At 65.7% G+C, this 11,607-nt stretch carries 15 protein-coding genes and 1 pseudogene; 5 read left to right on the top strand and 11 right to left on the bottom strand.

The window, feature by feature from the left end; translation table 11 throughout:
- The first annotated feature begins 38 nt into the window (after nucleotides 1–38).
- From G6N13_RS17840 to G6N13_RS25315, 3 genes and pseudogenes are all read left to right on the top strand, one after another.
- Nucleotides 39–248, top strand: coding sequence for a type II toxin-antitoxin system RelB family anti-toxin (locus tag G6N13_RS17840; RefSeq protein WP_163699111.1), 210 nt, complete (start codon nucleotides 39–41; stop codon nucleotides 246–248).
- Nucleotides 245–538 (top strand): annotated as a pseudogene (locus G6N13_RS25320) (HipA N-terminal domain-containing protein); the annotation flags it as partial. The gene G6N13_RS17840 and the pseudogene G6N13_RS25320, both read left to right, overlap by 4 nt.
- Before the next feature lie 202 nt (nucleotides 539–740).
- Nucleotides 741–1,205: a HipA domain-containing protein gene (locus G6N13_RS25315; RefSeq protein ID WP_322789277.1), complete on the top strand. Its 465-nt coding sequence runs from the start codon at nucleotides 741–743 to the stop codon at nucleotides 1,203–1,205.
- A 22-nt stretch (nucleotides 1,206–1,227) separates the two neighbouring features.
- Here G6N13_RS25315 and G6N13_RS17830 read toward each other — a convergent pair whose 3' ends face one another.
- On the bottom strand, nucleotides 1,228–2,211 hold the full coding sequence (locus G6N13_RS17830; protein WP_163699110.1) for a TerC family protein: 984 nt from the start codon (nucleotides 2,209–2,211) through the stop codon (nucleotides 1,228–1,230).
- Nucleotides 2,212–2,229: 18 nt separating this feature from the next.
- A complete protein-coding gene (locus G6N13_RS17825) occupies nucleotides 2,230–2,433 on the bottom strand; it encodes a universal stress protein (protein WP_163699108.1) in 204 nt (67 codons plus the stop codon).
- Nucleotides 2,434–2,498: 65 nt separating this feature from the next.
- Here G6N13_RS17825 and G6N13_RS25310 point away from each other — a divergent pair, with 65 nt between their 5' ends.
- Both G6N13_RS25310 and G6N13_RS17815 read left to right on the top strand, forming a co-directional pair.
- Nucleotides 2,499–2,708, top strand: coding sequence for a hypothetical protein (locus G6N13_RS25310; protein ID WP_235677804.1), 210 nt, complete (start codon nucleotides 2,499–2,501; stop codon nucleotides 2,706–2,708).
- Nucleotides 2,709–2,734: 26 nt separating this feature from the next.
- On the top strand, nucleotides 2,735–3,448 hold the full coding sequence (locus G6N13_RS17815) for a type 1 glutamine amidotransferase (protein WP_163699105.1): 714 nt from the start codon (nucleotides 2,735–2,737) through the stop codon (nucleotides 3,446–3,448).
- 246 nt (nucleotides 3,449–3,694) lie between these two features.
- On the opposite strand, the gene G6N13_RS17810 is transcribed toward G6N13_RS17815, so the two are convergent.
- The 9 genes from G6N13_RS17810 to ftsZ form a co-directional block, all read right to left on the bottom strand.
- Complete coding sequence (locus G6N13_RS17810; protein ID WP_163699104.1) at nucleotides 3,695–4,522, bottom strand: C39 family peptidase; 828 nt, start codon at nucleotides 4,520–4,522, stop codon at nucleotides 3,695–3,697.
- A gap of 243 nt (nucleotides 4,523–4,765) precedes the next feature.
- A complete protein-coding gene (locus G6N13_RS17805; RefSeq protein WP_163699102.1) occupies nucleotides 4,766–6,121 on the bottom strand; it encodes a TIGR01777 family oxidoreductase in 1,356 nt (451 codons plus the stop codon).
- A gap of 31 nt (nucleotides 6,122–6,152) precedes the next feature.
- The gene (locus G6N13_RS17800) at nucleotides 6,153–6,620 is read right to left on the bottom strand and encodes a hypothetical protein (RefSeq protein WP_163699100.1); all 468 of its coding nucleotides are present in this window, start codon (nucleotides 6,618–6,620) and stop codon (nucleotides 6,153–6,155) included.
- Nucleotides 6,621–6,645: 25 nt separating this feature from the next.
- Nucleotides 6,646–7,461 carry a DivIVA-like cell division protein Wag31 gene (gene wag31, locus G6N13_RS17795; protein ID WP_163699098.1) on the bottom strand — a complete coding sequence of 272 codons (816 nt, stop codon included), beginning with the start codon at nucleotides 7,459–7,461 and terminating at the stop codon, nucleotides 6,646–6,648.
- Between the two features lie 201 nt (nucleotides 7,462–7,662).
- Complete coding sequence (locus G6N13_RS17790; RefSeq protein WP_163699096.1) at nucleotides 7,663–7,953, bottom strand: YggT family protein; 291 nt, start codon at nucleotides 7,951–7,953, stop codon at nucleotides 7,663–7,665.
- Nucleotides 7,954–8,054: 101 nt separating this feature from the next.
- Nucleotides 8,055–8,726, bottom strand: coding sequence for a cell division protein SepF (locus G6N13_RS17785; protein WP_163699095.1), 672 nt, complete (start codon nucleotides 8,724–8,726; stop codon nucleotides 8,055–8,057).
- Between the two features lie 64 nt (nucleotides 8,727–8,790).
- Nucleotides 8,791–9,537 carry a YggS family pyridoxal phosphate-dependent enzyme gene (locus G6N13_RS17780; RefSeq protein ID WP_163699091.1) on the bottom strand — a complete coding sequence of 249 codons (747 nt, stop codon included), beginning with the start codon at nucleotides 9,535–9,537 and terminating at the stop codon, nucleotides 8,791–8,793.
- Nucleotides 9,534–10,241, bottom strand: coding sequence for a peptidoglycan editing factor PgeF (gene pgeF / locus G6N13_RS17775; RefSeq protein WP_179965009.1), 708 nt, complete (start codon nucleotides 10,239–10,241; stop codon nucleotides 9,534–9,536). The genes G6N13_RS17780 and pgeF overlap by 4 nt, the downstream gene beginning before the upstream one ends.
- A gap of 31 nt (nucleotides 10,242–10,272) precedes the next feature.
- Nucleotides 10,273–11,430, bottom strand: a complete 1,158-nt coding sequence (gene ftsZ / locus G6N13_RS17770; RefSeq protein WP_163699086.1) for a cell division protein FtsZ — start codon at nucleotides 11,428–11,430, stop codon at nucleotides 10,273–10,275.
- Nucleotides 11,431–11,607: the final 177 nt, after the last annotated feature.

Below are 11,607 nucleotides of genomic sequence, written 5' to 3'. Positions count from 1 at the left end.
CTCCCCCAAGGCGCACAAACCCGCGACGCGATGGCCTTATGCCTGAACTAGCGGGCATAAGTAGAGCCTTCGTCGAGCGAAGGTTGGCGCTGCGACTTACCCAGCAAACGCTCGCCGACCTGGCCGGAGTGTCGCGCTACAGCGTCCAGACGTTGGAAGCGGGAACTGGTGCAACCAGGATTGACTCGGTCCTAGAGATCGCCAACATCCTTGGCCTGCGTCTCGACGTGCGTCCGGATGAGGAATGACACACCGTATCGGGCTTGACCTTCGTGAGATCGAAGACGCCGACGTTTACATCGGCGAGGCGCTCGCGGCCCAGCTGACACGCGAACGGGGCGACTCGATTCGCTTCGAGTATCTGGCTGAGGAAGGCGATATCGGCCGTGTACGAGATCGATCGGTTTCCTGGTCATTGCTGCGGTCTGGCGGATACCCGGTCATCACCGCGGGTGGGGCCGTCCCACCCTTTTTCGCCGGACTCTTGCCAGAGGGTGTTCGTCTTGGCGTAGTCACCTCTTCAACGAAAACATCGGCGGACGACCATCTGACATTGTTACTTGCCATCGGCGCCGACACTATTGGCAACATTCGCGTATTCCCCGCCGGCGCGGAGCCCCTCCTGCCGCTACCGCTGTTCGAACCGGAGCGAGACAACGATTTTCACGCGGTCTTTTCAAGGCTGACAGGTTCCGTCGAGGCCGACCCCGTCGGTTTGGCGGGCGTCCAACCCAAAGTCAGTGCTGGCAAGATGTCGGCTCCGACCCGGACCCGTGCTCGCCGACGCCTGCGCGCGGGGAGGCGGGTCGCGAGTGATAGCACTCGCGGAGTTATTGAAAGTTGTTGTCTTCAGCTGGCTCATCGGAAATGGGGACCTGCACGGAAAGAACATGTCGATCTACAACCCAGACGGGGTGTGGGAACCCACGCCCTCCTACGACTTGCTCTGCACCCAGCCTTACGCCAGGTGGAACGATCCGATAGCGCTCAATCTGTTTGGGAGAGCGAACACGCTGACCCGCAACAATTTCGTCGAGGCTGGCGCACGGCTAGGAGTCCGCACACGTGCGACGATGAACATGATCGACAGGATCATCGACAGCGCGATTGAGTGGCCGGACCGATGCGGCGAGATCGGCTTCGACGACCTACAGACGGAACATCTCAAACAGATGCTACGCACAAGGCTTGCCAGCCTGAAGTGATCGGGTGGGAAATCGAAGCGCTCTACGTTGACCTGGCCTGCCCCCGCGTCTTGGCCAAACTCGCCACCGTCGTCACCAACAACACCACACCGATCACCCCGATCGACATGCCTGTGGAGATCACTGGCACCGCAACGTGTTGGCCGCCATTGATGAACGGCAGGGTGTTCTCGTGCAGCGCGTGCAGCACGAGCTTGACGCCGATGAACGCCAGGATCAGTGACAGCCCATAGGACAGGTAGATCAGCCGGTCCAGCAGACCACCGATGAGGAAGTACAACTGGCGCAGACCCATCAACGCGAAGGCGTTGGCGGTGAACACGATGTAGGGCTGCTCGGTCAGGCCGTAGATCGCCGGAATCGAGTCCAGTGCGAACAGCACATCGGTGAACCCGATCGCGATGAGCGCTAACAACATCGGCGTGACGACTCGTTTTCCATCCAACGAGGACAGGAACTTGTCGCCGTTGTAATCGTCGGTCGTCGGGACGAACCGGCGCACCAGCGCGATGATCCGGCTGTCGCGTTTCTCCTCGACCTCCTTCTCGTGCCCGGCCTCCTTCGCGAGCTTGACGGCGGTGAGCACCAAGAAGATTCCGAACAGGTAGAACACCCAGCTGAATGAGCTGATGGCCGCCGCACCCACGGCGATGAACCCCGCGCGCATCACCAAGGCCAGCACGATGCCGATCAGCAGCAGCTTCTGCTGGAACTCCCGCGGCACCGCGAACGTCCCCATGATGACCGTGAACACGAACAGGTTGTCGACGGACAGTGCCTTCTCGGTGACGTACCCGGCGAAGTACTCACCGGCGAACTGGCCACCCCATAGCCACCAGACGACGAACCCGAAAACCACTGCCAGCCCGATGTACACCGATGACCAGATGGCCGATTCGCGAAACGTCGGTTCGTGGGGCACCCGCACGTGGGCGTAAAAGTCGAACACGAACAACCCGAGTATCACCGCGCACGTGACCACCCAGACCAGCAACGAGACGCTCATGGCCTCCATTATTCTTTATTAGCCAGGCTTGACCGCGAGTACAGGTTTTGGGCATTCCATCAGCAATTGCTGCGCGACGCTACCGAGTAGCAGTTTGCCGACCGGGTTGCGGTGCCGCAGGCCGATCACCAGCAGATCGGTGTCGCGTAGCGCGGCTTCGGCGATACCGGCATCCACCGCGGCCGCGCCGAACTGGTCATTGGTGTATCCGACGACGATCATGATGCCTGCGCTTTCTCTCGCTGATCCCTGTCGTCCTCGACGACCAGCAGCGTCTCCTCGTCCCGGTGCATACGCCGTCGGCCCAGAAGCCGTCAGCGCAGACCTGGTGGAACTTGCCGGTGCCGCCGCCATCACTGACCGCGCCCGCGCCCATCGAGACGGCGATGACCGAACCCATGCATGCCGTGCCGGCCATCGCATTCCTGTGCACCGCGCAGAGCAGCTACATCAACGGTGCGGTGCTGGTCGTCGACGGAGCCTCGGACTGCAGATAGCGGCCTTCCTGCCGTACCGTGTTCGAGTGCCCCGTCAGGTCCTTTTCATCTACAACGATCCAATCGCGCCCGAGGCGCTACTCGGCGAGACGTTCACCGAACTCGGTTTCGCCGTGGACACATTCGAGGTGGTTCCGGCCGCGCGGGCCGGCGACCCGGCCCTCGAGGTGACCTTCCCCGACCCAACCCGCTACGACGTGATAGTGCCGCTGGGCTCGCGGTGGGCGGTGTACGACGACAGCCTTCCGTGGGTGGCCGCCGAGATCCAGACCGTGCGGCACGCGGTCGACGCCGGCGTCGGCGTGCTCGGGGTGTGCTTCGGCGGTCAACTGGTGGCCACCGCGCTCGGCGGCTCCGTGGCTCGCTCGACCGACCCCGAGATCGGCTGGCACACGGTGCGCAGCAGTGATGCCGATCTGGTGCCCGACGACGGGCCGTGGTTCCAGTGGCACTTCGACCGGCTCACTCCCCCGCCCGGTGCCACACTGGTGGCCGAAAACGACCGCGCTGCGCAGGCTTTCGTTCTCGGCCGGGCAATGGCCCTACAGTTCCACCCCGAACTCGACCACAAGCTGCTGGAGCTGTGGATCGACGACGACCGCAACCGCGACGGCGGTGACCTGGTACGGCTCGGCCTGAACGCCGACGACCTGCGGGCAGACACCACCATCCACGTCGATGACGCCGCCCGCCGCCTGCGGCTGCTGGTACGGGGGTTCCTCGACAAGGTCGCCGGTTAGCCTTCATGGCCCGAGTCCGGTCCATCGCCACAGCGCTGTTGAGGTATGCCCTCGATAAGCCACTGCTCTACGAACCAGGCGCGAATGGGAGTTACGCCCACACCAACGACGCGCTCCTGGGCCTGGCCTGACATCCCACAGCGCGATCCAGACCACTGACATCTACGACCTGGCGGCCAACGCCGATCGGCAAGCAACTGGCCCCCCGACGACGCCCCGCCGCCCCAGCCTTCGAGATGAGCCCGGTCAGCCGGCCAGAAGGATTTCGTGACCGCCTGCCGCCCAGGCCTTTTCGAAGATATTGATGCTGACCGTCTCGCCGCGGGTGTCGTCGCCGCCGCTGTCGCCGAGGTAGACGAGGTCCTCCTCGGTATCGATGGCAGCGACCGTCACCAGATGCCCGCACCGGCTGCGGTCGCCGTCGGTATCCCAGATCCACGCGGAGCTGACGCACACGATGGCCTGCTTACCGTCCCCGAGGTAGCCCTCGAGCGCATTCAGACCGGTGGGCAGGCCACGTTCACTGTCGCTGGTGTACTGCGACGCGACGCCGTATTGACTCAGCAGCAGGGCCAGATCCGTTGTACACGTGCCGTGCCCGGTCCCTCCATCCGACGGGTCGAAGCTGTCGTCGTACACCGGTTCACCGGGGCTGCACTGACTCGGCGTCTTTTTGGCCAGGTCGATCATCTGCGCCTCGGTGGGCACCTGGCCGGTGAGTTCGGCAATGGCCAGCCGGGTCGCCATCAGGCCGCAATCGCTTTGGCTCTGCTGCGCCCAGTAGCGGCTGGCCGCCTCCGGGTCGCCGAAGACCTCTCCGCCGGAACCCGATCCGTTCTTGGCCTTCGGGCGCGCAGGGGCGGGAGGAAGGACATCGGGCGGTGCGGGATCCACCCCGCGGCATCCCCAGTTCAACACCGGTTTGTCCGGAGCCGGAGCCGCCGCGGGTGCGGGCTGTTGCGTCGAGGTCGCCGCCGGGCTGGATGCCTTGGGCGCGTCCGCCGTGTGCTTCGCCCCCGAACACCCCGCAACCAGCAACATAACAATCGCCGCTGAACAGCCCACCTTCCGCATCTGGCGAAGATAACACATCGCCGCGACGCGCGCGGCGGTTGCATGGCCCCAACCGTTCACTCGCAACCTGACCTCGATGAAACGGCCCGCCCACCCGCCCGAGCCCGGGCTCGTTACGCGACTGGAACCCGGCTCGGGGCCGGCAAGATAGACTCCACCGAGCTCGGCGAGTTGCCCGCCGTAGAACAGAGCATCCCGCTGGCCGCCGGTGACGGCGTGAAGCTGACTCGGGACTGCAACTAATCAGGCCGGATCGTGCCCCAACTGGTGGGCCAGCGCGTCGGCGATCGTCGGCTGCCGGAATCGATGCCCGACGGCCTGCAGTGTGGCGGGTAGCACGCGCTGACTGGCCTCGGCCAGTTCGCGTGCGCCTTGGGCGCCCAGCAGTATTCTCGGGCCGATCGAAGGCACCGGCAGCACGGCAGGGCGATGCATCGTGGTGGCCAACGCCGTCGTATATGCGTTGTTGCGCAACGGGTTTGGCGCAACGGCGTTGACAGCACCGGTCAGCCTGTCGTCGTAGGCGGCGCGGTAGTAGATGTCGAGTAGATCGTCGAGGCCGATCCAGGACAGCCATTGCTGGCCGCTGCCCAGCCGGCCGCCCAGTCCGGCGGCGAACAGCGGTCGCATCAGTCGCAGAGTGCCACCGCGGGCGGCCTGCACGATGCCGGTGCGCACGCAGACCGTGCGCATCCCGGCGCGGGCGGCGGGTTCAGTGGCGGCCTCCCACTCGGCGACCACATCGGCCAGGAACCCGGCACCGCGGGCACTGTCCTCAGACAACACCGCGTCACCTCGGTCATAACCGTAGATCCCGATCGCCGATGCGCTGACGAACGCCCGCAGCCCACCCGACGCGGCAGCCACTTCGGCCAACCGACGGGTCGGTTCGATACGCGAATCTCGGATCGCCCGGCGGTGAGCCTGCGTGAACCGGCCGGCAATCGAGGCACCCGCAAGATGGATGACAGCATCGATGCCGTCGAACAGGTCAGGAGCCGGATCGCTTGGCTCCCAACGCCGTTCATCGGGCCGGATAGGATCGCGGCGCACCAGTTTGATCACCCGATGCCCGCCGGTGCTCAGCAGGGCGGTCAACGCGTCACCCACCAGGCCGGACGAGCCGGTGATCGCCACGGCCAGTGTGCCCGCGCCCGCCTGCGCGGCATCGCGATGGGCGGCAAGATCATCGGCCAGCTGCCGATGCCGGTAGGCGAACGTCGCGCGCAGCGCCGCGCCCGGCACCGTGGTGTCGACCTCGTCGTGCACGGCCGTGCTGCCCGCGCCGGCATCACTGAATCGGTGCGTATGACGCCACCAGCCGATCACCCGGGGCGGCAGGGTCATCAGCCCGTCCGAGGACAGCACGTCCACGAACTGGTGCGGCGGGTCGAAGCCGGCTGGATCGTGGCGGGCGATCCAGCGCAGCCCGCCGGGCAGCCCGAGGACCGCGCGCCCGTCAGCCAGCGACTCGGTCTCGGCGACGATGTGCATCGGTTGCCACGGCGGAATCAGCCGTCGCATCGCACCGGGACGAGTGTGCCAGGCGAAGACCTCATCGATGGGATGGTCGACGACGCTGGCGTATTGGATGCTCATGATGGTCTGTACCCACCGGGTACAGAAAAGATCAGCGTGAGCCGGACTCGCCGCAAGACTTTTCCTCCGACGCCTTCTCAGGCTCCTCGGCCGCAGGCTCCTCGGCCGCAGGCTCATCGGCCGCAGGCTCATCGGCCGCCGCGGGTTCCAGAGCCTCGTCGATCGCCGGTTCCTGATCGACCGGCACTTCGGCCGTCGCATCGTCGGGGTAGTCGGCATCGAACGTCGAGTACGTGGAGTCGACCGCCTCATCGGTTTCCGAATAGGCGGTGGTCTCGGCCGTCGCCGACGACTCCGTGGCATCCGCGGCCACTGTCGTCGCCTCGGAATCGGTGCCACGACGGCTCTGCCGTTCCCGGATCGCGTCGATGACCAGCAGGATGACACCGATCACGCTGGCCGCGATACACACCCAGGCGACAAGCTCATTGCTGGTGACAACCGCGGTGACCAGCGCTGCGAGGCCGATCACCGCCAATACCAGGGCAACGATCAGCATCGATCAACCTTCGGTCGACAAATGATTAGTTATTGCCCCGGTTGAACTGGTTGAACCCGCCGCCGTCGCTGTTCGCACCGGAATCGACCGGCGCGGCCGACCCGCGCTGCCCGAGCTCTTCGAGCTGGGACTCCAGGTAGGTCTTGAGGCGGGTGCGGTATTCGCGCTCGAATGTCCGTAGCTGCTCCAGCCGTCCCTCGAGAACAGTGCGCTGCTGGTTGATGGTGCCCATGATCTCGGTGTGCTTGCGCTCGGCGTCGGCCTGCAGGGCGTCGGCCTTCTCCTGCGCCTGCCGCAGCTGCGCTTCGGCGCGGGTCTGCGCATCGGCGAGCTGCGCATCAGCGCGCTGCTTGGCATCGGCGACCGTGGTCTCGGCGGTATGCCGGGCCTCCGACACGATCTGGGCGGCGTTCGCGCGGGCGTCGGCCAGCAGCTTATCGGCCTCGGCCTTGGCGGTTCCGGTCAACCGGTCCGCGGTGTCCTGGGCCAGGGCCAGCACTCGAGCGGCCTTGATGGCCTGCTCTTCGCTGACCACCGGGCTCTGGACCGGCTGCGGGGCAACCTGCACGGGAGCGGGAGCCGGCGTGGGCTCCGGTTCCGGCTGGTAGAGCGGAATCGCTTGCGTCGGTTGCGGTACGGCACCACCGGCGCGCGCGGCACCCAGCTCCTGATCCAGCTCGGCGACCCGCTGGCGCAGATCGGAGTTCTCCTCGATGAGGCGAGTCAGCTCGTGCTCCACCAAGTCGAGGAAGGCGTCAACCTCGTCCTCGTTGTAGCCTCGCTTGCCGATGGGCGGCTTGCTGAATGCCACATTGTGCACGTCTGCCGGTGTAAGCGGCATCATCTGCCCCCTCGGGTCTGGGCGGTTATGCGTCTGCAAAGTGTAGAACGCGTCGCAGGTTCGGTCCGTACTGTAACTGGCGTCCATCCTGTCACACCAGAACCGTCGGTCTGATAATTAAGAGCTAATTTCAAACTTTCGATACCACGACCACGGCGTGGCTAATCGTGTTTGACGAAGTATCGAGGTACCTTGCCGCCCCTAGACCGCGGCGCCGAAAGCCAGCTGCATCCCGATGAAGGACACCAGCAGCAGCACCATGATCGACAAGTCGAACCGGACGGCGCCAATCGTCAACTGTGGGATAAGACGACGTAGCAGCTTCACCGGCGGGTCGGTGATGGTCATGATGAACTCGAGAACCACGACGGTGAATCCCCGTGGGTGCCAGTCTCGGCTGAATGAGCGGATGAACTCGACGACGACCCGGGCGATCAACAGCAGCCAGAAGACGAACAGGACGAAGCCCAGGATTTCGAAGAACAGCGACAACTAGAGCCTGTCCTTAATCAACAGCGGATGTGACGTTGGCGATACCGCTGGGTTGCCCCAGTGCGCCACTGTCAGCGTACCCAGTCTTGCCGGGCGGCAGACTACTGGTAGCTGTAGAAACCCGCCTCGGCGATCCGACGGCGCTCCTCGGCACTGACGTCGACATCGGCAGGCGACAGCAGGAACACCTTGGTGGCCACCTTGTCGAAGGATCCGCGCAGCGCGAATGCCAGACCGGCGGCGAAGTCGACCAGCCGTTTGGCGTCGGCGTTGTCCATAGACACCAGGTCCATGATCACCGGCTGACCGTCGCGGAAGCGCTCGCCGATGGTGCGGGCCTCGCTGTAATCCTTAGGGCGCAGCGTGGTGATCTTCGACAGCGGGCTGCCGGCTTCGAAGAGTTCGGCCATCCGGCGAGGGTCCATCGCCAGCGCGCCGCGGGTCGAGCCGCGCAGTGAGCCGAAGCGGGACGCGCGCGGTATGTCGTGGGGGCGATCGAACTCGCGCGGGCGGAACCGCGGCTCGTCACCGTACTGGGCGCGGAAGCCACCGGTCGGCGCGTATTCGGCGTCGCGCGGGTCATCGTATTCACGACCCATCCGCGGCTCGCGGTCGTCGTAGCGTCCCGGGCGCTCGTACTCGTCATCGGCGAAGCGCTCCCGGCGGGCATAGCTGCGAGCAGCGCCGCGATCGTCGTCGTCGTAGTACTCGTCGTCGTAATCGTCCGAAGGCGCCATGCCAAAGTAAGCCTTGACCTTGTGGAGAGTGCTCATCGCTGGACCCTTCTGAATGCGTGAAGTTCGGTGTCTGTGATGAAGATGTGACTGGAGTGACTACTCAGGGAGACGTTAGAGGACGTTGTCCCATAAGCGCGGTACCGACACGCACACACGTCGAACCGTGTCGCACTGCAGCTTCCAGGTCACCGGACATCCCCGCCGACAGCCCTGTCGCGTCGGGGTGGTCGTGCAAAACGCGTCGATGCTCGGCCTCCAGCACCGCGAAGGCGGCGTCGGGGTCCGCACCCAGCGGCGGGATCGCCATCAGCCCTGCCAACGTCAGTGCGTCGGCATCGGCGACCTCGGCACACAGCGCATCGACGGCGCCCGGGTCGCCCACGTCCACCCCGCCGCGCGAGGTGTCCCCGTCCAGGCTGATCTGGATGAACACCCGCACGGGTACAGTCCGGATACCGTCCTCGATGGCGTGGGCGGTGCCGCGATCCAGCGCAGCGGCTACCTTGGCCGTACTCAACGAGTGCACCGTATCCGCCCATGCGGCAACGGCTTTGGCCTTGTTGCTCTGAATCTGGCCGATCATGTCCCAGCGCACGTCCGGCGCGCCGGTGAGCTCGCCGAACTCAGCGATCTTAGCTTTGGCTTCCTGTTCGCGGGATTCGCCGAACGCCCGACAGCCCAGCTGCCACAAGATCGCGACGTCGGTGGCCGGGAAGAATTTGGTGATCGGCAGCAGTTCGATGCCGTCGACATCGCGACCGGCGGCGTCTGCGGCATCGGCCAGCCGGCTCCGCAACGCGGCCAGTGCGGTCGCGAGATCGGTCTCCCTGCGTGCCGTGTCCGTCATTCCATCCACACCAGACAGGCCAGCCGGCCGGTCGGCGCGTCGCGCCGATGGCTGAACAACTTCTTGTCGGCCACCGTGCAGCGCGGGTCGACGTCAATGGCCTTTACTCCGGCACCGCTCAATTGCCGTGCGATTCCGGCTCGCAGGTCCAGTCCCGGCGTGCCCTTGGCGGTTGTGGTTCGGCTGCCCGGCAGCCGGGCGTCGACGTCGGTGGCCATCTGCGCGGGCACCTCATAATTGGCCCCGCTGACGGCCGGGCCCAGCAGCACCGAGATGTCCGCGGCACGAGCACCCTTGGCCAGCATGGTCTCCAGGGTGCGCAACACGATTCCGTCGGCCGCGCCCACCCGACCGGCATGCACGGCGGCCACCACACCGGCGCGCGCATCGGCCATCAGTACGGGGACACAATCGGCGGTCACCACTGCCAGCGCCAGTCGCGGCGTGGTGGTCACCAGGGCGTCAGTGTCGTCGACGGCATCGGCGCGCGGCCCATCGACGAGCGCGACATCCGAGCTGTGCGTCTGGTTCATCCAGATCACGTGGTCCTCAGGCAGCTTGATCGCCGCGGCCAGCCGCTTGCGGTTCGCCGCGACCGCCTTGGGATCGTCACCGACGTGGTCACCGAGATTGAAGGTGTCGAACGGCGGCGCCGAGACGCCACCGGAGCGGGTGGTGGTCACACGGCGGATGCGAAGAGTCACAGACCCAGTATCGGCGGCGGTGACTGCGGGATCAGTGCCGCATGAACGGTGGCACGTCGACGTCGTCATCAGAGATACCGTCGTCGCCGCCGCCGATCCGCACCGTCGCGCCGTTGGTGTGCGCCGGCACGCTGGCGGCATCGCTCGGATCAAAGAGCGAGGAACTGAGCTTGCCTGCCGCACCTGGTGCGATGGGCTGGGTGCCGGTGGTCGTTCCCCCGACGACGGGCTTGCGGCTCGGGCTGGCCGACTCAAAGCCGGCGGCGATGACCGTGACCCGAACCTCGTCACCGAGCGAATCGTCGATCACTGTGCCGAAGATGATGTTGGCCTCGGCGTGCGCGGCCTCCTGTACCAGCGAGGCGGCCTCGTTGATCTCGAACAGACCGAGGTCGCTGCCACCGGCCACCGAGAGCAGCACGCCCTGGGCACCTTCCATCGAGGCCTCCAGCAGCGGGGAGTTGATGGCGATCTCGGCGGCCTTCAGCGCTCGCCCGTCGCCCCGCGCCGAACCGATGCCCATCAAGGCGGTGCCCGCCCCGCTCATGACACCCTTGACGTCGGCGAAGTCGACGTTGATCAGGCCCGGGGTGGTGATCAGGTCGGTGATGCCCTGCACGCCGTTGAGCAGAACCTCGTCGGCGCTGCGGAACGCGTCCATCAACGAGACCTGGGCATCGCCCATCTGCAGCAACCGGTCATTGGGGATGACGATCAGGGTGTCGCAGCTTTCGCGCAGCGATTGGATACCGTTCTCGGCCTGGTTGGAGCGCCGCTTGCCCTCGAAAGAGAACGGGCGGGTCACCACGCCGACGGTCAGCGCGCCCAGCTTGCGGGCGATGGTGGCCACCACGGGTGCGCCGCCGGTACCGGTGCCGCCGCCCTCACCTGCGGTGACGAACACCATGTCGGCGCCGCGCAGCAGCTCCTCGATCTCATCCTTGGCGTCCTCGGCGGCCTTGCGCCCGACCTCAGGGTCGGCGCCGGCACCCAATCCGCGGGTGGATTCACGGCCGACGTCGAGCTTGACGTCGGCGTCGCTCATCAACAGCGCCTGGGCGTCGGTGTTGATCGCGATGAACTCCACACCCTTGAGTCCCTGCTCGATCATTCGGTTGACGGCGTTGACGCCGCCGCCGCCGATGCCAACGACCTTGATGACGGCGAGGTAGTTATGCGGGGGGGTCATCGTCTGTCTTCCTCCCAAGTGGGGATCGGGTCCTTGCGACTCTCCTGGCAAAACCCTCAACCTCAACCAGAGACTTAGAGTTATGTCAAGTAGTGCCGCGCAAACAGAACGGTATGGCCGGTAGGTGCTGGATTGGGGAGGCGCGCCGACGTGTCGTGGCGAATTTGTCCCTCATTA

This window comes from Mycolicibacterium sarraceniae (genome assembly GCF_010731875.1).
In the GTDB taxonomy this organism is placed as follows: domain Bacteria; phylum Actinomycetota; class Actinomycetes; order Mycobacteriales; family Mycobacteriaceae; genus Mycobacterium; species Mycobacterium sarraceniae.
The sequence above is the reverse complement of the archived record's forward strand: the minus strand, read 5'-3'. Positions and strand labels throughout refer to the sequence as shown.